Below are 20,280 nucleotides of genomic sequence, written 5' to 3'. Positions count from 1 at the left end.
GTCAGGCGGGAGCCTCGCTCCACGGATAGGCCCTGGCCGTATCGAGCTGGCGGTACGGGATAAGCCGCACATCGGCGGGGCCGAGATCGGGCGTGTCGACCACGAGAATCCGGTCCGCCATGGGCTCGTAATAGTCGCGAAAATGCGTCTTCGAGCGCAGCAGGATGACGTCGTAATCCTCCGGCTTCTCGCCGAAGATGAAGAACGGATCGCCATCGACCGCGAAGGCGAAATGCGAGACCACGGAGACCCGGATCGCGCCGATCTGGATGAGCGCCGTCAGTCCGAGATCGACGAAGCTGCCGCGCTGGTAGCGCCCGGAGACGTTGAAGGATTTCGGCCCCGACCAGATCACCCGCGCCACGGCCTCGACCGGCCCGCCGGTCTCCGGCGCGGTCTTGCCGGCAAGCGCGACCGTGATATCGGCGCCCTCGCCTGCCGCGTGGGCCTGAGCGGCCGTCTCGGGATCGAGCAGGAACGGCACGTTGACCCGCCCGACATCCCGCTTGAGCAGCGCCCGCAGCAGATGGGTCGAGTCGTTCATCCGGTCGGCATGCTCGAGCAACACGATCGGCCGGCCCGTCGCCGGCTTCCGCGGGACATCGGCCAGCGCCTCTTCGACGCTCAGGATCGGAATCGCGTTGGCGATGGCTTTCCGCGCCGCGCGCAACCGGTCCGAAAAGGCCTGTGCCTTGGCTTCTGCCGCGTCCTGCCCGTCCCAGTCGAGGCAGATCACCGACATGCCCGTGTTGGCGCTGTCGGCATAGGAGAAACCGGCCATGACCGAGGGAATGACGACATCGGGCCGCGCCACCGCGAGGCCGGGCCGGCGCCCCTCGCGCAATAGCCTGAGCAACGCACGCGCCGCGCGCTCGCCGGTCTCGCCCATGTCGATATGCGGGGAGTGGCGATAGGCGACGGCGATCTCGGCACCGCGCAAGGTCTCGCGATCGATATTGCCGTGATAGTCGAGTGCGACCGCGATCGGCAGCGCCGGGAAAGCTGCGCGCACGGTATCGATGACATGACGCTCGACATCGGCGTAACCCGCCGCCCAGCAGGCGCCGTGCAGGAACAGGATGACGCCGTCGAGCGGCTCGCTGCGGGCGAGCCCGGAGATGATCTCGCTGGTGTAATGCGCGACTGCCGCGTCCGCCGTCGGGCCGAGCGCACCGAGCAGCGTGTGGAACAGCGGCACGAACTCCGCGCCCTCGGCCTCGCAGATCTTCAGGCAGCCGCCGGGCACCGTATTGGTGCCGCGGAACCGCTCCGTCAGCTTCGCCCCGCGCACGCAGACGCGCTCGAACTCCGCCAGCTCCACGATCTGCGGAACGGCCGTGACCGATTCGAGATTGAAGCCGGCGAAGGCGATGCGTGCTGCCATGGCGACCGTCAGCTCCTGACCGCCGCGTCGATCGCGCCGCCGATGCGCTCGACGATCTGGTCGATCTCTTCCGGACGGATGATGTAGGGCGGCGCCAGCAGGACATGGTCGCCGATCCGGCCGTCGATGGTGCCGCCCATCGGGTAGCAGAGCAGGCCCCGCGCCATCGCCTCCTTCTTGATCCGGGCATGCATCTTCAGCGCCGGGTCGAAAGGCGTCTTCGTCTCCTTGTCGGCGACGATCTCGATGCCGCGGAACAGGCCGCGCCCACGGATATCGCCGACATGGGCATGCTGGCCGAGCCGCGCATCGAGCCCGGCCTGGAGGCGCTCGCCCATCAGGCGGACATTCGCCAGCATCTCCGGCTGCGAGATCAATTCGACAACCTTGAGCGCCGCCGCCGCAGCCATCGGATGGCAGATATAGGTGTGGCCATGCTGGAACAGGCCGGAGCCCTCGGCGAAGGCGCGGTAGATCTTGTCCGACAGCAGCACCGCGCCGATCGGCTGGTAGCCGCCGCCGAGCCCCTTGGCGATGGTGACGAGGTCGGGCGAGATGCCCTCCTGCTCACAGGCGAACATCGTGCCGGTGCGGCCCATGCCGCACATCACCTCGTCGAGGATCAGCAGCACGCCGTATTTGTCGCAGATGCTGCGAATGTGGGTGAAGTAATCCGCGACCGGGCCGACGGCGCCGAGCGTCGCGCCGACCACTGGCTCGGCGATGAAGGCGATGACCTCGTCCGCGCCGAGCTCCAGGATCTTGGCCTCGAGCTCGTCTGCCAACCGGGCGGCATAGGCTTCCGGCGACTCGCCGTCTCTCTGGTCGCGATAGGCGTAACAGGGCGAGACATGGTGGGTCTCGGGCAGGATCGGCTGGAACTGCGCCCGCCGCCAGGCATTGCCACCGGCCGCCAGCGCTCCCAGCGTGTTGCCGTGATAGCTCTGCCGGCGCGCGATGAAATGGCGGCGCTGCGGCTGGCCAATCTCGACGAAATACTGCCGCGCCATCTTCATCGCGGCCTCGACGGCCTCCGAGCCGCCGGAGACGAGATAGACGTAGTCGAGCCCCTCCGGCGCCAGCGCGACCAGCCGCTCGGCCAGCTCCTCGGCGACATCGGTGGTGAAGAAGGAGGTGTGCGCGTAGGCGATCCGGTCCATCTGCGCGCGCATCGCGGCCATGACCTCGGGATGGCCGTGGCCGAGGCAGGAAACGGCTGCGCCACCCGAGCCGTCGATATAGCTGCGACCATCGTTGTCGGTGATGAAGATGCCCTGCCCCGCAGCGGCTTGCGGCAGGCGGCCGCCGATCGAGCGATGGAGAATCCTGGTCATCTCGGCATTCCCGGACTGGCGCGGACAGAGCGCCGCGGCGCGCAGCCTCATGACATGCTCAATGAAGGAATGCAACATTTGTTTTATATGATACAAATAAGATACGATTGAGTCTTAAACTGTTTCAGCGGAACGCGCTGTTGCAACGCCCTCAACCCTGAGGGAAAGCCGAGAAACCGTTTGAAATCCGTCCGCCGCGCGGGAATGGTCGCGATCGGACAAAGAAGGGCGCGATTCAAATGTTGCAGGCCGATCCCTTGCGCGAGCGCATCGTCAGCCTCTTCGAGGGCATGTCCCCGCAATTGCGGCAGGCGGCGCGCTACATCATCGAACACCCGCAGGAGGTGGCGCTGGTCTCGATGCGCGAACTCGCGCGCAATGCCGGCGTGCAGCCCTCGACGATGACGCGGCTCGCCAAGTTCCTCGGGCTTGCCGGCTATGACGATATCCGCGCCCATCATGCCGAGGCGATCCGCTTCCGCGTCGACGGCTTCGCGGCGCGCGCGATGCAGAACGACGACAGCGAGCAGGACATGGCGGCCGCGCAATTGTCGCGCCGCATGCTGCAGGGCCTCGCCGCCCAGATCGCGCGCCTGACGGAGCCTGCCTCGCTGGAGCGCCTCGCCACTGCCGCCGATCGCCTCGCACAGGCCCGCCGGATCTACGTGCTCGGCCTGCGTTCATGCCATTCGGTGGCCTGGCATTTCCATTACGTGATGACGCTGCTCGGCGAGAAGACTGTCCATCTCGACGGCCCGGCCGATACGGTCGGCGACGGGCTGATCCGGGCCGGGGCGGAGGACGTTCTGCTCGCCATCTCGATCAACCCTTATGCTCTGCACAGCCTCGAACTGGCGCAGCTCGCGCGGGAGAAGGGCCTCGGCGTCATCGCGATCACCGATAGCGAGGTTTCGCCGCTGGTCGGCATCGCCGATCTGGCGATTCTCTGCTCGACCGAGAGCCAGAGCTTCTTCCATACGCTGGCGCCGGCGCTCGCGATCTCCGAGGTGCTCTGCGGCCTGCTCGCCAACAAGGACCGCACGGCGGCGCTCGCCGCGCTCCAGCGCGCCGACCGTCACCTGCTCTCGCTCAACACCTATGCGACGGCGATCCCGCGCCGCCGCATCTGAACGTCCTGTCGCCGCCCGCTTCAGGGCCGCTCCCGCCGGGTGACACCGGCGCGGCACATTTATCCCGACGGCTGCGGCATGCAGGCCCTATGATCCGGCAGGCTGGAGCCGCCATTGACGTTGAGAAGCCGGCATGCGCCGGCCTGGAAGAAGGAGACGCCTCGTGCCTGATACCCTCTTGATCCGGAATGTGCGCCCGGCCGGCGGTGCTGCGACCGATGTGCTGGTCCGTGATGGTCGCATCGCGGCGATCGGCGCCGGCGCGACCGGGGGCGACGCGAGTTTCGATGCCGGCGGCCGCCTGATGATTCCCGGTCTGGTCGAGGCGCATACCCATCTCGACAAGAGCTTCTGGGGCATGGGCTGGCACAAGCATACCGCCGGCCCCGCCCTGATCGACAAGATCGAGACCGAGCGCCGCAACCGCCGCGAATTCGGCATCGACGCCGACCGCCAGTCCGGCCGGCTCGTCGCGCAGATGGTCAAGCTGGGCACCACCCATATCCGCAGCCATGTCGACATCGACACCGAGACCGGCATCGCCGGCATCGAGGGCGTCATGGCCATGCGCGAGCGGCTCAAGGATGTGATCGACGTCGAGATCGTCGCCTTCGCGCAGTCCGGCCTGCTGATCCGGCCCGGTACGCTCGAACTGGTCGACCGGGCGATGGCGCTCGGCGCCGAAATCGTCGGCGGTCTCGATCCCTGCGCGGTCGACCGCGATCCGAAGGGCCATCTCGACGCGATCTTCGGCCTCGCCGAGAAATACGGCCGCCCGCTCGACATCCATCTGCACGAGCGCGGCGAGATGGGCGCCTTCTCGATGGACCTGATCCTCGAGCGGGTGCGCGCAATGGGCATGCAGGGCAAGGTTGCGATCAGCCATGCCTTCTGCCTGGGCATGCCCGATATCGACCATGTCCGCCGGCTGATCGACGATCTCGCGAAGGAGCGCATCGCGCTGGTCACCACCGCGCCCGCGAGTTCACCGGCCCCCGCGGTCATGGCCTGCCTCAAGGCCGGAATCGTCATCGCCGGCGGCTCAGACGGCGTACGCGACAGCTGGAACCCCTATGGCATGGGCGACATGCTGGAGCGCGCGACGCTGGTCGGCCTGCGCAACAATTTCCGCCGTGACGAGGAGATGGAGCTGGCGCTCGACGTCTGCACCTATCAGGGCGCCAAGGTGATGGGCATCGAGAACTACGGTCTTGAGGTCGGCTGCGCCGCCGATTTCGTGATCCTGCCCGGCGAGACCATCTGCGAAGCGATCGTCGAGCGCCCGGCCGACCGCACGGTCGTCAAGCGCGGCAGGATCGTCGCCCGCCACGGCGAGCTGACCCGGCCGATCGCCTGACGAATCGATCCGGGTCACAAGCGGCGGCGTGGGGCTTCAAGCCTCGCGCCCGAGCAGCTTGAGCGACTGCGCCTTGTGCCGGCGATAAAGCGGATTGCCGGGATCGGAGGCGATCGCGATCTCGATCGCCGCGATCGCCTCCTCGTGCCGGCCGAGCGAGCGCAGGCTGTTGCCCTTGTGAAAGGCGAAATCGTAGCGGCCGGGATCGCGCGCGAGCAGCTCGTCCATCACGGCGACGGCAGCCTCGTGGCGACCAAGCTCCCGCAGATAATTCGACTTGTGATAGCGCAGGAACGGGGCTTCGGGCTTCTTCGCCACGCCCGCATCGAAGGCCGCCAGCGCGGCTTGCGGCTGCCTCATCGCCCGATAGGCATAGGCGATGTAGAAATGGAACTCGACCTCGTCAGGGCTTGAGGCCAGCACCCTCTCGAAGGTGCGGATCGCCTCTTCGTGGCGCCCGAGCTCATGGAGATAATAGCCCTTGTAATAGGTGAGATCGGCATCGGCAGGATGCTGCGCCAGCGCGGCTTCGATGATGGCCAGCGCCTCCTCGTAGTGCTCCGCCTTCTCGACCTGTTTCGCCTGCCGGATCATGGCCGCGCCCGGGCCGGCCGCGGCGCCCTCGCCCCTGAAGATCGCCAGCACGCGCTCCTGACCGAGGGCCTGCGCATGCTCCAGCGAGGACTTGCCGTCGCGATCCCTGAGATGCGGGTCGGCGCCCGCCCCGACCAGCGCTTCGACCACGTCGCCATAGAGCCGGCCGCCATCGCCGAGGATCACGGTTTCCAGCAGCGCCGACCAGCCGAGATCATTGGCGCGGTCCACCGGGATGCCGGCGGTCAGGCAGACCCGGACCGTGCGCAGAAAGCCCTTCTCGCTCGACGGCAGCAGCGGCGTGCCGCCGAAGCGATTGACGCTATGCGGATCGGCGCCCGAGGCGATGGTCAGCTTCAGGATCTCGTTGAAGCCGTTCGCCCCGGCGCAGAGATAGGGCGAGAGCATGGTGATGTCGCGGGCATTGACGTCGCTGCCGGCCGCGATCAGGCGCCGCGCCAGAGGCAGGTCGTTCTTCTGGGTCGCCGCCATCAGCGCCGTCCGGCCGGTCGCGTCCCTGGCGTCCACCCTGGCCCCCTCGCCGAGGAGGCGCTCGACGGCGGCCATGTCGCCGGTATCGGCGGCGGCGACCAAGGGCGGGTTGGCGGACGGGACGTTCATCGAATCTTCCTGTCGATCGGGGGTGCAACGCCGGAGCGAAGCCTGCGAAGGACATGAATGGCGGCAGCGATGCAAGCCCACCCGCCGCGAGCCGGCGCGTGTCGCAGGCCCGTACCTGGTCAGCTTGCTGCACCCGGAATGATCCCCGGTACCCCCGGCAAGGCCCGCGAACGCGAAACGAAGGCAAGACAAAACCGATCCCCGGCTTTACGCTTCGGAAGGATGCCGACGATGCCTATGGCGACTGGCTAGAATGCGCGCCGCGCCTCATCCAAGTCGATGACGCAGCGGCCTTCGATAACGCCTATCCGATCCATGACAGCGATGGCGGAGAGTTGCGATGACGACTTTGTCCGGGCCTGTGGGCATTCGCAACGGCACCGCCCAGGTGCAGAATGCTCCCGTCGATCAGAGCAGGATCATCAAGCTGCTCTGGGCCATAGAGCCCGGCAATGCGGGTATGCGGGGCGTATCCGCGCCCCCTTCCGCCGGCGGCTTCAAACGCTGCAATGCCGAGCTTGCCGCCGCCATCGCCGCGTTCCAGGCGTTCTGGGTCGAGCGCGGCGAGCTCCGGGTCGCGGATGGCGTGGTTGATCCGGGCGGCGCCAGCCTGCGTAAGCTCGATGCCCTCGCGAGCGGCGCCGGACCCGCGCCACCGAAGCCGGTCGATACGAGCTTCACCGACCTGAACGTCCTGCGGTTTCGGCAAACCCAGCCGGGAACACCGGGCTCCTTCTCGATTCCGGCGGTCGTCCCCTCCAGCGTCCTGCCATTCCTGTTCATGCCCGTAGCGAAGGGCGCGGCGCTCTCCGAAGGCGCGGCATCGGGGACGATCTCCGAATTCCTGTTCAAAATCGAGAAGAATGGCGCCGTCTTCTGGGTGGGCGCCTGCGTGCCCGCCGGAACGGTCGATTTCTCCCGCGCCTATATCTTCTTCCATCCCGACACGATCGGCGCCTCCGACGACGCGGCCTATCCCAATTTCGGCGGGCGCTGGCCGACGGTGAAGCGCTATGTGCCGGGGCAGGGCCTGCAGATGGCCGCCATGAAGCAGATGACGCTGCTCGTGCCCTTCATGACTCACGGTTCGCGCGCCAACAGCTCGACCACCAACCTCTTCGCCGATCGCGGCGTCGAGACGCTCAACGACATCATGACGGCCGTCCAGATGTCCTTCGGCGTTCCCGACGCCCGCAGCTCCATCCAGCAGGTCGGCGTCGCCAGCTACAGCTCCGGCGTCAACCATATGTTCCGCTTCGCCGAAAAGCTGGGCGGCACCGGGATCATCCGCGAGCAGATCGACTTCGACAGCGCCTTCATGATCAGCGCCCACAAGAACGCCCCGAACCTGCCGGGCGCGGTCAACTGGATGGTGACCCAGTCGCCGCCGCGCGGCTCGCGCATCGGCTGGCTGCAGCTCGGGCCGAGCGCCTGGCGCAACGTCAATAGCATGCGCGGCGACATCCACGGCCAGATTGGCAACATGATGTTCCAGACCATGATGATGCTCAGTGTCATTCCCTGAGCGGCATCAGGGAAGCCACGGCGACCTGCCCGAAATCGCCGACGCCTCCAACCCGCTTGTATCGGCGCGGCGACCCTGTTAAACGTTTTTCTGTAAAACGTTTAACAGGCTTCTTGATGGGCAATCCGCGCGTCACGATCCGGGATGTCGCCGCCCGCGCGGGCGTGTCGATCGCGACGGTTTCGAACGTGTTCAGCGGCAACAAGCCGGTGAATGCCGATTTGCGGGCGCGCGTGCTCAAGGCCGCCGAGGAGCTGGCCTATCAGGTCGACCGGGCGGCCTCGCAACTGCGCTCGGGCCAGGCCCGTGTCGTCGGCGTCCTCGTGCCCGATCTCGACGACGTCTTCTTCACCTCTCTGGTCTCGCAGCTCGAAGTGCTCGCACAGAAGGACGGCTACGACATCCTCGTCGCCAGCTCCCGCGACGATCTCGGGCTGGAGCAGTCGCGGCTGCGCACCTTGCTCGCCTGGCGCCCATCCGGACTGATCGCGGTGCCCTGCTCCGATGCGATTCCCGGGGCGCTGCGCCACGAAATCGGCCGTCTGCCGATCGTCTTCGCCGACCGCGTGCCGCCCGAGGGCTCGGTCGTCGACACCGTGGCGATCGACAATCGCGAGGCCGGCGAGATCGCAGCCCGGCACCTCCTTGCCAAGGGCCACCGCGATATCCTGGTCGCCGCCTCCAGCCTCGCCATCTCGCCGATCCGCGAGCGCGTCCGCGGCGCCTGCGATCTCATCCGGACCATGCTGGGCCGGGAGCCGACGGTGATCGAACTCGGCTCGAACGCCGATCGCGGCGCCGCAACCTTCCTGCACTGGCTCGAACGGCACAAGCAGCCGAGCGCCGTCATCGCACTGACCAACGTCACGACGCTGAGCACGCTCTCGGCGCTGGCCCGGATGCGGATCGACATTCCCGACCCCGTCTCGGTCGTCGGCTTCGACGACTACCCCTGGATGAGCGCCCGCAAGACCGGCCTGACCGCGATCCGCCAGCCGATCGCCGGGATCGCGGAAGCCGCCTGGAACCGCCTGCGGGCCCGCATGGCCGGAGACCAGGCGCCGCCCACGCATTCCGTGCTGCAGGCCGGTCTGCAGGCCCGCGATTCCGTGCGCGATCTCGCCGCCGGGCCAGAGCGCGGCAACAGCCACGATCCCGATCCGCATCCGAACCTGGAAGGAGCGGCCGCCTCACCCAAGGCAGTGCACTGACGAAGACAGCCTACGGGCGCCGAGCGTCCGGGCCACCGGGCCGACAGAGCCCGGAGCAGAAGAAGTCCTGGAGGAAAAAGTGCAGCTTCAACGAACGGCACGACTATTGCCGCTGCTTGCGCCGGTGCATCTGCTCATCCTGAGCGTGATCGTGCTGCCGTCGCTCTATGTCGTCTGGCTGAGCCTGAACACGTCGAGCTTCGGCCAGGCGCCGAGCTTCGTCGGCCTGCAGAACTACTGGCGCGTCCTGACTGATCCGGCCTTCCACAGCGCGCTCTGGAACACCGTCGTCCTTGTCGTCGTCGCCGTGCATCTGGAGCTCGCCGTCGGCCTCGGCATGGCCCTGCTTTTCGCCAGCGGCCTGCCGTTCCGGCGCTTCCTGCTCGTCGCCGTGCTCGCGCCCTATGCGGTCAGCGAGGTCACGGCGGTGGTGATGTGGCGTTTCCTGTTCGATCCCGATGCCGGGCCGATCACGCTGGCCTTGCGGGCGCTCCACCTGCCGACGCTCGACTGGTCCTTCGAGCCCTCGCACGCGATGGCGCTGATCGGCCTTTTGACGATTTGGCTGCACCTGCCCTTCACCTTCGTCATCGTCTATGCGGCGCGCCTCGCCATTCCCGCCGAACTCTACGAAGCCTCCCGGATCGACGGCGCAACACGCTGGCAGGCCTTTCGGCAGGTGACGTTGCCGCTGCTCGCCCCGGCGATGCTGATCGCCCTGCTCTTCCGCTACATCTTCGCCTTCCGCCTGTTCTCCGAGGCCTGGCTCCTGACCAAGGGCGGGCCGGCCCGCTCGACCGAAGTGGTGGCGATCTATCTCTATCAGGAGGCCTTCAGCTTCAACGCCTTCGGCCCGGCCGCGGCGACCGCCTGGATCATGGTGCTGGCCTCGCTGCTGCTCGCCGGCGCCTATGTTGTCCTGCTCAAGCGCGGAGGCGTCGCCCATGCGCACTGAGCGGCTCCTGATCGGACTGGGCAAGGCGATCGCCGTCGCGGCGATCCTGTTCTGGTCGCTGTTCCCGATCCTGTTCATCGCGATGTCCTCGCTGAAGCCCGGCCAGGACATCTTCGCGGTGCCGCCGAAATGGCTGTTCACCCCGACCTTCAAGCACTACGCCGAGCTCTGGCGCTCCTGGGGCGTGTTCTTCGAGGGGTTGCTCAACAGCCTGCTGATCACCGTCGGCGCGACGCTGCTCGCCATCGTCGCCAGCGCCTGCGCCGGTTATGTCTATTCGCGCAATTCCGGACGCTGGCTCGGTGCGAGCCTGCTCGGGCTGATCATCGTGCGCCTGATCCCGCCGATCGTGGTGACGCTGCCGCTTTTCCCGATCGTGAACTGGCTCGGGCTCAGCGACACCCATCTCGTGCTGATCCTGCTCTACGCGACCTTCTTCGTCTCGCTCGGCACTGTGCTGATGCGCACCTTCATGGACCAGATCCCGCGCGAGCTCGACGAAGCCGCCGCGATGGATGGTGCGAGCCGCATGACCATCCTGCGCAAGGTCATCGCGCCGCTGGCGATGCCCGGCGTGCTCGCGGTCGCGGTCTTCGTCATCGTCTTCTCGTGGAACGAGTTCCTCTTCGCCTTCATCTTCACCGCGACGAAGGCCAAGACCGCCCCGCTCGTGATCTCAGAGATGATCGGCTCCATCGACGGCGTCGACTGGGGGATCCTGTTCGCCGCCGCGACGGTGCAGCTCGTGCCCGTCCTTCTCTTCGTCGTCTTCATGAACCGCTACCTCGTGGCCGGCCTCACCGCCGGTTCGACGAAGGGGTAGCCAACCAAAAAGAGGGAGGAAAACATGTCGAACAAGCCTGAAACCAAGCTCACCCGCCGTGCCTTCGTCGCCGGTTCGGCCGGCGTCGCCGCCACGCTCGCAGTCGCCCCGGTCTTCGCCGCCGGCAAGACGCTGAACGTGCTCAGCCACAAGGTCCACCAGACCGTGCTCGGCAGCGGTGACGGCGACCTGATGGCGGGCTGGCGCAAGGCCAACGATGCCGAGGTCGCCTTCACCACCTTCGACTCCAATCCTTTACAGGACAGGCTTTTCCGCGAGGCCAGCCTTAAGGAGACCGAGTACGGCGTCGGCTATCTCATCGATAACCGGCCGACCTCGCAGATCGCCGCCCTCTTCGAGCCGCTCGGCCCCTATCAGGACAAGGACGCGATCGAAGATTTCGGCGATATCGCGCCCGGCCTCGTCCAGGGCATGACGGTCGACGGCAAGCTGATCGGCATCCCCGTCCGACATGCGACCCAAGGCCTGTTCTACAACGAGGCGCTGCTGGAGGAGGCGGGCATCTCCGCCCCGCCGGCGACGCTGGAGGAATTGATCGAGCAGGCGAAGAAGACCACCTTCACCTCCAAGGCCGGCACGCCGGTCACCGGCATGGTGCTGGCGAGCGATCTCGCGGTCTTCCCGGTGATGTTCGCCCGCGCCTATGGCGGCGACTTCATCAGCCCCGATCTCAAGCTGGTGCCGAACCGCGAGGCGCTGGAGCAGGGACTTGGCGCGCTGCGTGGCATGTTCGAGGCCGGCAGCCTGCCGCGCAGCTATGCCACGACCAAGAATGACGACCAGGTGACCTGGCTGCAGCAGGGCCGCGCCGCCTTCACCGTGCTGCCCTTCGCCCGCGGCGCGCAGCTCAACAATGCCGAGCAGAGCAAGTTCCCCGGCAAGATCAAGGCCGTCCCCTTCCCCGGCTCCAAGGCGATCGAGGGCAAGATGCCGATGGCCTCAGTCGTCGAGGCCTGGGCGATGTCGATCCCGAAGAACGCCAAGGACAAGGCGCTGGCCTGGAGCTTCATCAGGGAGGTTTCCAGCAAGCGCGTGACGCTGGGCATGGCGCTCAACGGCAACGGCCCTGTGCGGGTCTCGACCTATGCCGACGAAAAGCTGAAGGCCGGCAATGCGCTCGCTGCCGTCGAGGCCAAGGTGCTGGCGACGGCGCGCGGCGCCTTCCCGCCCTTCCCTGAGGCCGCGCGCGCGCAGGCGACCTTCCTGGAGGAGGTCCAGCTCGCCGTGCTTGGCCGCAAGCCGGTCAAGGACGCGGTCTCCGCCATCATCGAGCGCGTCAAGCCGATGATGCCGGCCTGATCGCCCTTTCCGCCTGCGGGGCGCTCCGCTCCGCAGGCGCTCGCCCTTTCGTTGCACCCTGAAGGATTTTCATCATGTCGACCGCCGCGACCCGCTTCATCGAGGAGCCGGCCCGCTCCATCCCCGTCTCCGCCGAATATGACGTGCTCGTCGTCGGCGGCGGCCCCTCCGGTCTCACGGCTGCGCTCGCCGCAGCGGAAGATGGCCTGCGCGTCGGGCTGATCGAGAGCCGCAGCTTCGTCGGCGGCAACATGACGATCGGCCTGCCGGTGCTCGGCTTCCTCGGCCAGAAGGGCAACCAGATCATCGACGGCCTGCCGCAGAAATTCATCGAGCGGCTGCGCCGGGAACGCCAGGGCGCGAGCGAGCACCGGCCCTGCCCCCTCCACATGGGCATCACGCTGGTCGAGCCCGAGGCGGTGAAGACGGTCGCGCTGGAGATGCTGACGGAAGCCGGCGTCGACGTGCTGTTCTACACCTTCTTCGCCGGGGCGCTGGTCGAGAACGACACGATCCGCGGCGTCATCACCGAGAGCAAGAGTGGCCGCACCGCGATCCTCGCCAAGGTCGTGATCGATTGCAGTGGCGATGCCGACGTCGCCTACAGCGCGGGCGTGCCGACCGAGAAGGGCAACGAGCAGGGCGGCATGCAGCCGCCGACGCTGATGTTCTGCCTTGCCGGCGTCGATACCGATGCGCTCCGGCTCTCGATCGCCAACGCCCCGCCGGCAGCGCGCACCTATCTCACCGACTTCATCCCAGCCGAGTATTTCGGCCAGAACCACCAGTTCATCGTCGTCGGCATGCGCGAACTCATGGCCAAGGCCAAGGCCGAGCGCGGGCTGCAGATCCCGAACGAGCGCACGATCATCATCACCGGGCTGAAGAAGGGCGAGGTCTGGATCAACATGACCCGCGTCAAGGGCACTGATGGCACCGACGCCCGCAGCCTGACCAAGGGCGAGATCGAGGGCCGCGCCCAGATCGACGACATCGTCGCCTATCTCATCGGCTATGTGCCGGGCTTCGAGAAGGCCTATTTCACCAAGACCGCCCCCTTCCTTGGCATCCGCGAGACGCGCCGCATCCGCGGCCAATACGTGATGACGCAGGAGGACGTGCTCGCCTGCACGCATTTCGACGACGCCATCGCAGTGGCGAGCTATCCGATCGACATCCACCGCCCGGCCGACGATGGCTGCACGCTGATCTGGTGCGGCGACTGCTACGACATCCCCTATCGCTCGCTGGTGCCGCAGAAGATCGGCAACCTGCTGGTGGCCGGCCGCAGCATCTCCGCGACCCATGAGGCGATGGGCGCGATCCGCGTCATGGCGACCTGCATGGCGATGGGCGAGGCCGCCGGCCGCGCCGCCAAGATCTCGGTGCGCGGCAACCGGCCGCCGGCCGATATCGATGTCGGGGAACTGCGCCGCCAGCAGCTCGAGCGCGGCGTCTATCTGCGCAACCCCGACGGGACCCGCGCCGGGCCGCCGAACCGCGCCGCCGCCTGAGATGCCCCGGCATTTCATCGGCATCGATGTCGGCACCGGCAGCGCCCGGGCCGGCATCTTCGACGGTACCGGGCGGATGCTCGCGACGGCGAAGCGCGACATCGCGCTCTATCGCGACGGGCCGGATATCGCCGAGCAGTCGAGCGCTGATATCTGGCAGGCGATTTGTGCCAGCGTGCGCGAGGCGATGGCGCAAGCCGGGCTCGCGCCGGGCGATATCGCAGGCATCGGCTTCGACGCGACCTGCTCGCTCGTCGCGCTCGGGCCGGGTGGTAAGCCCCTCCCCGTCGGCCCCCATGGCGATGCCACACGCGACATCATCGTGTGGATGGACCACCGCGCACTCGACCAGACGGAGCGCATCAACGCGACCAGGCATCCGGTCCTCGCCTATGTCGGCGGCACGATCTCGCCGGAGATGGAGACGCCGAAGCTGCTCTGGCTTCGGGAGAACCTTCCGACGACCTATGACGCAGCCTGGCAGTTCTTCGACCTGCCGGACTTCCTGACCTGGCGCGCGACCGGCTCGCTGGCGCGCTCGACCTGCACGGTCACCTGCAAATGGACCTATCTCGCCCATGAAGGCCGCTGGGATGCGAGCTATTTCCGGCAAATCGGGCTCGACGACCTCGCCGATGACGGTTTCGCCCGCATCGGCACCGAGATCGTTCCGGGCGGTACTCCACTCGGCAACGGTCTCACCGAGCAGGCCGCCACCGAACTCGGTCTGAAGCCCGGCACCGCTGTTGCGGCCGGGCTGATCGACGCCCATGCCGGCGGTGTCGGCTCGGTCGGCGTGCGCTCGCCGCACGGCTCGGCGCTGACGCGCATGGCCTATGTCTTCGGCACTTCGGCCTGCACCATGGCGAGCAGCCGCGAGCCGATCTTCATCCCCGGCATCTGGGGGCCCTACTTCTCCGCCATGGCGCCCGGCCTCTGGCTGAGCGAGGGTGGGCAATCCGGCGCAGGCGCCGCCATCGAGCAACTCATCGGCTTCCATCCGGCGACGCCCGAGGCGCAGCGCCTTGCCGAAGCGGAGGGGCTCTCCCTGCCTGACTGGCTCGCCGCACGCGCCGCCGGCCATGCCACCACACCATCGGAAGTGGCCCTCCTCGCAGGCAATCTCATTGTCGTGCCCGACTTTCTCGGCAATCGCTCGCCCCATGCCAATCCGCAGGCGCGTGCCGTGATTGCCGGACTCGGCATGGAACGCGACCTCGACAATCTCGTCACGCTGTACGTCGCCGGCCTCACCGGCATCGGCTACGGCCTGCGCCAGATCATCGAGGCCAGCCGCACCAAGGGGGCAATCATCGAAGCGATCGTGCTCAGTGGCGGCGCCGGGCGCCATCCTCTGATCCGGCAATTGCTGGCGGATTGTTCCGGGCTGCCTCTGCTGGCCCCCGATGATGTCGACCCCGTCCTGCTCGGCTCCGCCATGCTAGCGGCGACAGCCGCGAAAGCCTTCCCGGACCTTGACGAAGCCATGGCCGGCATGGCGCCCAGCGCCGCGATCTTCACACCAGCCGACGGCGAAATCGCCAACCTGCATGCGCACCGCCTCGCTGCTTTCGAAACGCTGCAGGCCGCGGCTCGCACAGCCCGCGAACTCATGCGGCCGGCGCAGAATCAAGCTCTATCGGAGACCCCGACGTGACTCAGGACCTGACCGGAAAGACCGCTGCGATCACTGGAGCCGCCTCGGGGATCGGCCTCGCCTGCGCGAAGCGCCTGCTCGCCGCCGGCGCCCGCGTCGCGCTGGTCGACCGTGATGGCGAAGCGCTCGCGCAGGCCTGCAAGCCTCTCGGCTCCAATGCCATCCCGCTCGTCATCGACCTGACCGATCCTGCTTCCGTTGCCGGCATGCTGCCTGGAATTCTCGACAAGGCGGGCCCGCTGGACATTTTCCATGCCAATGCCGGCTCCTATGTCGGCGGCCCGGTCAGCGAGGGCGATCCCGATGCCTGGGACCGCATGCTGAACCTCAACGTCAACGCGGTCTTCCGCAGCATCCACGCCGTGCTGCCGCACATGATCGCGCGCAAGACCGGCGACATCCTCGTCACCAGTTCCGTGGCCGGTGTCGTTCCCGTGGTCTGGGAGCCCATCTACACCGCCTCGAAACACGCCGTGCAGGCCTTCGTCCATACGTTGCGCCGTCAGGTCATCCCGCATGGGTTGCGCGTCGGCGCCGTCCTGCCCGGACCGGTGGTGACCGCCCTGATCGCCGACTGGCCACAGGAGAAGCTCGACGCCGAGCGCGCCCGCGGCGGCCTGATCGAAGCGGAGGAGGTGGCGGAGGCCGTGCATTTCATGCTGACCCGGCCGCGCAACGTCACGATCCGCGACCTCGTGATCCTCCCGCAAAGCACAGATCTCTAGCCGGCAATGTTTTTCATCGCCACGGAGGCGGCGAGCACTAAAAATACAATTGTGTCATCAAACATTCATTTGTATGATCCAAGGCAAAGCCACTGCCCCCGCTCACGCAGGGGACAGACGGTCGCCCGATGAAGTGGCGAATTCCGGAGGGGACATGCAGCGTATCGTGCAGATTTCCGACACCCATCTGAGCCCGAACAAGCGGCATTTCGCCGATAACTGGGCTCCGCTGACGGCGTGGCTTGCTGCCAGCGCCCCGGACCTCGTCATCCATACCGGTGACGTCACCGTCGATGGTGCGGATGTCGACGAGGACATGCGCCACTGCCGCACCCTGCTCGATGCCCTTGGCGTGCCGGTGCTCAGCATCCCCGGCAATCACGATGTCGGCGAGGCCTATCACCCGCACCAGCCGGTGAACGACGCCCGCCTTGCCCGCTGGCGGGAGCATATCGGCGCGGATTTCTGGGTCCGCGATCTCGAAGACTGGCGATTGATCGGCCTCAATTCGATGCTCTTCGGTAGCGACGAGGCCGAGGAGGCCCGCCAGCTCGCCTGGCTCGACCGGCAGATCGCCGAAGCGCAGGGCCGTCGCCTCGGCTGGTTCCTGCACCGCCCGCTTTTCGTCGAGGCGCCCGACGAGGGCGACATGGGCTATTGGAGCGTCCCGCCGCGGCCGCGCGCACATCTGCTCGATCTCATCAGCCGTCACGCGGTCGCCTTCGTCGCCAGCGGGCACCTGCACCGCGCCCATGACTTCACGCTCGCCGGCACGCGCTACATCTGGGGCCCCTCTTCCGGCTTCGTCGTGGGCCCCGAATTGCAGCCCGGCATGGCCGGCACGACCACGCTCGGCGCCGTCTCCTACACCTTCGACGGACGGGATTTCACGGCCAAAATCCACGAAATATCCGCGCTGAAGACGCTCTGGATCGACGACGTGATCCACGAGGTCTACCCGCCGCACGCTGCCTGAGACCTCTCCCGGCCGCCTGCGGGCGCCGGGCAAGATACGCCCAACCAAGACACGCCCAACGACGAGCCCGGAGGGCCGAAAGAAAGGCGAACGCCATGGCCAAGGTCGCACTCTCCTCGATCGCCAAGTCCTTCGGACCGACGAAGGTTCTCGGCGGCATCGATCTCGACATCGCCGATGGCGAGTTCCTGACCCTGGTCGGCCCGTCCGGCTGCGGGAAATCGACCCTGATCCGGATCATCGCCGGGCTTGAGCATCACGATGCCGGCAGCGTCGCGATCGGCGGCAATCGCGTCGACCATCTGCGCCCGCATGAGCGACGCGTCGCCATGGTGTTCCAGTCCTATGCGCTCTATCCGCATATGAGCGTCGGCGCGAACATCGCCCTGCCGCTGACGATGTCGCGGCTCAAGCTCTGGCAGCGCCTGCCGCTGCTGCGGCAACTCTCCGCCCAGCGCCGCAGCGTGATGCGCGGCATCGAGACCGATGTCGCGGCGGTCGCGGCGCAGCTCCAGCTCGATCATCTGCTTCAGCGCAAGCCGGCCCAGCTCTCGGGCGGCCAGCGCCAGCGCGTCGCGCTCGGGCGCGCCATGGTACGCAATCCCGACGTCTTCCTGATGGACGAGCCGCTCTCCAATCTCGACGCCAAATTGCGTGTCCATATGCGTACGGAACTGGCCGAGCTGCACAAGCGCCTCGGCGCGACCTTCATCTATGTCACGCACGACCAGGTCGAGGCGATGACGATGTCGGACCGCGTCGCGATGATGGATTCCGGCTCCGTCCTGCAACTCGGCACGCCCTCCCAGCTCTATGAGAAGCCGGCCTCGCTCAAGGTCGCGCAGTTCATCGGCAGCCCGGCGATCAACCTACTGCCCGCGACGGTCACGAATGGCGGGCGCCTCGAACTCTTCGGCCGGCCGCTGGCGCTCGCCGTTCCGCTTGCGTCGGGACAGGCCGTTACGCTCGGCATCCGCTCCGAGGCCCTCTCGCTGGTCCAGGGCGAGCCCGGCGGCAGTGGTCGTGCCTGGTTCTCCGCCCGCCTGCGGCGCAAGGAGAATCTCGGCTCCGAATACATCCTGCATTTCGACCTCGCAGGACGCGACTCCACCGGCGTGACCATGCGCGCCACGCCGGCCGCGGCCGCCGGCGTGAACGAGGCGGCCGAGGTCACACTCGGCTTCGACGAGGCCGCCGCCCATATCTTCGCCGCCGATGGCGAGCGCCTCGAGCCGCGCGGCCCGGGCACGGCGACCGGCTCCGTGGTGCCATTGAGGGCGGGCGCATGACCCTCGCCCTCGCATCCCAAGCCGATTTTGCCCCCGCCGCGCGCCGCAGGCTCTGGATCGAGCGCGTCACCGGGCTCGGCTTCGCCCTGCCGGCCTTCATCCTGCTGCTGCTGACGATCCTGATCCCGCTCGCCGTGTTGCTCTGGCTCAGCCTGACCAATTACGAGTTCGGCGGCGTCGACATGGACTGGGTCGGGCTGACGAATTTCCAGAAGGCGGTGGCCGATCCGATCATCCGGCGCTCGCTCGTCAACACGCTGCTCTACGTGGCCATCGTCGTGCCCGGCGGCGTGTTCGGCGCCTTGTTGATCGCCGTGCTGGTGCATCGGCGCAAGCGCACGCGCTCCTTCTACGAGGTCGTCTATTTCCTGCCGGTGACCTCGACGCTGATCGCCATGGCGACGGTCTGGCAATTCCTGCTCCATCCCTCGCTCGGCCCGGTCAACGGCCTGCTGAAATGGCTGGGATTCGCACCGGTCGCCTTCCTCAGCGAGCCTTCGACCGCTCTGGCGACGCTCGCGGTGATCGGCATCTGGCAGCTCATCGGCTTCAACATGATCCTGTTTCTCGCCGGGCTGACCGCGATCCCGCGCGATCTTTACGAAGCCGCCGATATCGACGGCTGCTCCAGCGGGATCGACCGCTTCCTGACCATCACCTGGCCGCTGCTCGGGCCGACGACGATGTTCGTCCTGGTCACCACGATGATCACCGCCTTCAAGATCTTCGACACGGTGGCGGTGATGACGCGCGGCGGGCCGGTCGGCTCCACCGAGGTGCTGCTCTACAACATCTATCTCGAAGGCTTTCAGTATTTCCACACCGGCTATGCCGCGGCGCTGACCTTCATCTTCCTCGCCTTCATCCTCGTCTTCTCGGCCGTGCAGACCTTCGCCCTCGACAAGAAGGTGCACTACTGATGACCGATCTCGCGCTCTCCACTGCTTCGGTCACGCCCGTCCATTCGGTGCTGCGCCGTTTCCTCACGCTGGTGCTGATCCATGGCGTTCTGATCGCCGGTGCGATCTTCATGCTGGCGCCCTTCGTCTGGATGCTGGTGACCTCGATCAAGCCGCCGGCTGAAATCTTCAGCGCCGAGATCTCGCTCTGGCCGAAGCAGTTCTACGGCCTGCAGAATTACGGCTTCGCCATGGAGAAGGCGCCGCTGCTGCGCTTCGCGCTGAACGGCGTCATCCTCTGCGGCGGCATCCTGATCGTGCAGCTCCTCGTCGCGATCCCTTGCGCCTATGCGCTGGCGAAGCTCGACTTTCCCGGCCGCAACGCGCTCTTCGTGCTGGTGCTGCTCGGCCTGTGCATTCCCGTGCAGGTGCCGGCGATGCCGCTCTATATCGCGCTCGCCCAGCTCGGACTGCTCAACACCTATTTCTCGATGATGGTGCCGTTCTTCCTCTCGGTCTTCGCCATCTTCCTGTTCCGCCAGTTCTTCCGCAGCTTTCCCGACGACATCATCAACGCCGCCCGGCTCGACGGCATGAGCGAGTTCGAGATCGTCTGGCGCATCGTCACGCCGAGCGCCTGGCCGGCGATCGCCGCCTTCTCGGTATTCTCGGCCGTGGCGCACTGGAACGACCTCTACTGGCCGCTGATCGTCATCTCCGACGCCAAGCTCGCGCCGCCGCCGCTCGGGATGATGTTCTTCGCCGATGCCGAGACCGGATCGAATTACGGCGCGCTGACGGCCGCCGCGACGATCCTGACCGCGCCGCTCGTCATCGCCTTCCTCGTAGCCCGTCGCCGGTTCATCGACGGCATCACCATGACCGGGGTGAAGTAGCCGGCCGCAGCGCCGCCCACCCCGCCAAGAGTTCAGGCCTGAAGCAACTGCAACCCGACAGCCCCGCTGT

Annotated in this window: 17 protein-coding genes; 14 read left to right on the top strand and 3 right to left on the bottom strand. The window is 67.1% G+C overall.

The genetic code is table 11. The features are described from left to right. Position 1: 1 nt before the first annotated feature. Both AC1RLU_RS00645 and AC1RLU_RS00640 read right to left on the bottom strand, forming a co-directional pair. Positions 2-1,384, bottom strand: coding sequence for a M81 family metallopeptidase (locus AC1RLU_RS00645; RefSeq protein WP_492793464.1), 1,383 nt, complete (start codon positions 1,382-1,384; stop codon positions 2-4). An 8-nt stretch (positions 1,385-1,392) separates the two neighbouring features. Further along, positions 1,393-2,718: an aspartate aminotransferase family protein gene (locus tag AC1RLU_RS00640; RefSeq protein WP_492793463.1), complete on the bottom strand. Its 1,326-nt coding sequence runs from the start codon at positions 2,716-2,718 to the stop codon at positions 1,393-1,395. 239 nt (positions 2,719-2,957) lie between these two features. Between AC1RLU_RS00640 and AC1RLU_RS00635 the strand changes: the two genes are divergently transcribed. Both AC1RLU_RS00635 and AC1RLU_RS00630 read left to right on the top strand, forming a co-directional pair. Then, positions 2,958-3,848, top strand: coding sequence for a MurR/RpiR family transcriptional regulator (locus AC1RLU_RS00635; RefSeq protein WP_061970496.1), 891 nt, complete (start codon positions 2,958-2,960; stop codon positions 3,846-3,848). A 163-nt stretch (positions 3,849-4,011) separates the two neighbouring features. Beyond that, positions 4,012-5,205 carry an amidohydrolase family protein gene (locus AC1RLU_RS00630; RefSeq protein ID WP_492793462.1) on the top strand — a complete coding sequence of 398 codons (1,194 nt, stop codon included), beginning with the start codon at positions 4,012-4,014 and terminating at the stop codon, positions 5,203-5,205. A 36-nt stretch (positions 5,206-5,241) separates the two neighbouring features. Here AC1RLU_RS00630 and AC1RLU_RS00625 read toward each other — a convergent pair whose 3' ends face one another. Then, positions 5,242-6,420 (bottom strand): tetratricopeptide repeat protein, encoded by a 1,179-nt coding sequence (locus AC1RLU_RS00625; RefSeq protein ID WP_492793461.1) that lies wholly within the window; start codon positions 6,418-6,420, stop codon positions 5,242-5,244. A gap of 340 nt (positions 6,421-6,760) precedes the next feature. Here AC1RLU_RS00625 and AC1RLU_RS00620 point away from each other — a divergent pair, with 340 nt between their 5' ends. From AC1RLU_RS00620 to AC1RLU_RS00565, 12 genes are all read left to right on the top strand, one after another. Continuing rightward, positions 6,761-7,945, top strand: coding sequence for a hypothetical protein (locus AC1RLU_RS00620; protein WP_492793460.1), 1,185 nt, complete (start codon positions 6,761-6,763; stop codon positions 7,943-7,945). Positions 7,946-8,061: 116 nt separating this feature from the next. Next, positions 8,062-9,156 (top strand): LacI family DNA-binding transcriptional regulator, encoded by a 1,095-nt coding sequence (locus tag AC1RLU_RS00615; RefSeq protein ID WP_492793459.1) that lies wholly within the window; start codon positions 8,062-8,064, stop codon positions 9,154-9,156. Between the two features lie 79 nt (positions 9,157-9,235). Next, positions 9,236-10,111, top strand: a complete 876-nt coding sequence (locus AC1RLU_RS00610) for a carbohydrate ABC transporter permease (protein WP_492793458.1) — start codon at positions 9,236-9,238, stop codon at positions 10,109-10,111. Next, positions 10,101-10,934 (top strand): carbohydrate ABC transporter permease, encoded by an 834-nt coding sequence (locus tag AC1RLU_RS00605; protein WP_061970489.1) that lies wholly within the window; start codon positions 10,101-10,103, stop codon positions 10,932-10,934. Before AC1RLU_RS00610 ends, AC1RLU_RS00605 begins: the two co-directional genes overlap by 11 nt. Positions 10,935-10,958: 24 nt before the next feature. After that, positions 10,959-12,254: an ABC transporter substrate-binding protein gene (locus AC1RLU_RS00600; protein WP_492793457.1), complete on the top strand. Its 1,296-nt coding sequence runs from the start codon at positions 10,959-10,961 to the stop codon at positions 12,252-12,254. A gap of 74 nt (positions 12,255-12,328) precedes the next feature. Then, positions 12,329-13,768: an FAD-dependent oxidoreductase gene (locus AC1RLU_RS00595; protein WP_492793456.1), complete on the top strand. Its 1,440-nt coding sequence runs from the start codon at positions 12,329-12,331 to the stop codon at positions 13,766-13,768. A gap of 1 nt (position 13,769) precedes the next feature. Next, complete coding sequence (locus AC1RLU_RS00590; protein ID WP_492793455.1) at positions 13,770-15,425, top strand: FGGY-family carbohydrate kinase; 1,656 nt, start codon at positions 13,770-13,772, stop codon at positions 15,423-15,425. Continuing rightward, positions 15,422-16,150, top strand: a complete 729-nt coding sequence (locus AC1RLU_RS00585; protein WP_091856769.1) for an SDR family oxidoreductase — start codon at positions 15,422-15,424, stop codon at positions 16,148-16,150. The genes AC1RLU_RS00590 and AC1RLU_RS00585 overlap by 4 nt, the downstream gene beginning before the upstream one ends. A 154-nt stretch (positions 16,151-16,304) precedes the next feature. Further along, entirely contained in the window at positions 16,305-17,126 is an 822-nt protein-coding gene (locus AC1RLU_RS00580) for a metallophosphoesterase family protein (protein ID WP_142113601.1), read from the top strand. Between the two features lie 95 nt (positions 17,127-17,221). Next, positions 17,222-18,415 (top strand): ABC transporter ATP-binding protein, encoded by a 1,194-nt coding sequence (locus tag AC1RLU_RS00575; RefSeq protein ID WP_492793454.1) that lies wholly within the window; start codon positions 17,222-17,224, stop codon positions 18,413-18,415. Beyond that, positions 18,412-19,335 carry a carbohydrate ABC transporter permease gene (locus AC1RLU_RS00570; RefSeq protein ID WP_492793453.1) on the top strand — a complete coding sequence of 308 codons (924 nt, stop codon included), beginning with the start codon at positions 18,412-18,414 and terminating at the stop codon, positions 19,333-19,335. The genes AC1RLU_RS00575 and AC1RLU_RS00570 overlap by 4 nt, the downstream gene beginning before the upstream one ends. Continuing rightward, positions 19,335-20,210 carry a carbohydrate ABC transporter permease gene (locus AC1RLU_RS00565; protein ID WP_492793452.1) on the top strand — a complete coding sequence of 292 codons (876 nt, stop codon included), beginning with the start codon at positions 19,335-19,337 and terminating at the stop codon, positions 20,208-20,210. Before AC1RLU_RS00570 ends, AC1RLU_RS00565 begins: the two co-directional genes overlap by 1 nt. Positions 20,211-20,280: the final 70 nt, after the last annotated feature.

The sequence above is a fragment of the Allobosea sp. GW822-FHT05A11 genome, assembly GCF_058800455.1.
Note: the sequence above shows the minus strand (reverse complement) of the source record. Positions and strands in the feature narration are given on the sequence as shown.

Excerpts from the sequence above, each read along its gene's own strand:
- AC1RLU_RS00645 (WP_492793464.1), bottom strand. The coding sequence starts at position 1,384 with ATGGCAGCACGCATCGCCTTCGCCGGCTTCAATCTCGAATCGGTCACG.
- AC1RLU_RS00640 (WP_492793463.1), bottom strand. The coding sequence starts at position 2,718 with ATGACCAGGATTCTCCATCGCTCGATCGGCGGCCGCCTGCCGCAAGCC.
- AC1RLU_RS00635 (WP_061970496.1), top strand. The coding sequence starts at position 2,958 with ATGTTGCAGGCCGATCCCTTGCGCGAGCGCATCGTCAGCCTCTTCGAG.
- AC1RLU_RS00625 (WP_492793461.1), bottom strand. The coding sequence starts at position 6,420 with ATGAACGTCCCGTCCGCCAACCCGCCCTTGGTCGCCGCCGCCGATACC.
- AC1RLU_RS00620 (WP_492793460.1), top strand. The coding sequence starts at position 6,761 with ATGACGACTTTGTCCGGGCCTGTGGGCATTCGCAACGGCACCGCCCAG.
- AC1RLU_RS00615 (WP_492793459.1), top strand. The coding sequence starts at position 8,062 with ATGGGCAATCCGCGCGTCACGATCCGGGATGTCGCCGCCCGCGCGGGC.
- AC1RLU_RS00605 (WP_061970489.1), top strand. The coding sequence starts at position 10,101 with ATGCGCACTGAGCGGCTCCTGATCGGACTGGGCAAGGCGATCGCCGTC.
- AC1RLU_RS00600 (WP_492793457.1), top strand. The coding sequence starts at position 10,959 with ATGTCGAACAAGCCTGAAACCAAGCTCACCCGCCGTGCCTTCGTCGCC.
- AC1RLU_RS00595 (WP_492793456.1), top strand. The coding sequence starts at position 12,329 with ATGTCGACCGCCGCGACCCGCTTCATCGAGGAGCCGGCCCGCTCCATC.
- AC1RLU_RS00590 (WP_492793455.1), top strand. The coding sequence starts at position 13,770 with ATGCCCCGGCATTTCATCGGCATCGATGTCGGCACCGGCAGCGCCCGG.
- AC1RLU_RS00580 (WP_142113601.1), top strand. The coding sequence starts at position 16,305 with ATGCAGCGTATCGTGCAGATTTCCGACACCCATCTGAGCCCGAACAAG.
- AC1RLU_RS00575 (WP_492793454.1), top strand. The coding sequence starts at position 17,222 with ATGGCCAAGGTCGCACTCTCCTCGATCGCCAAGTCCTTCGGACCGACG.
- AC1RLU_RS00570 (WP_492793453.1), top strand. The coding sequence starts at position 18,412 with ATGACCCTCGCCCTCGCATCCCAAGCCGATTTTGCCCCCGCCGCGCGC.
- AC1RLU_RS00565 (WP_492793452.1), top strand. The coding sequence starts at position 19,335 with ATGACCGATCTCGCGCTCTCCACTGCTTCGGTCACGCCCGTCCATTCG.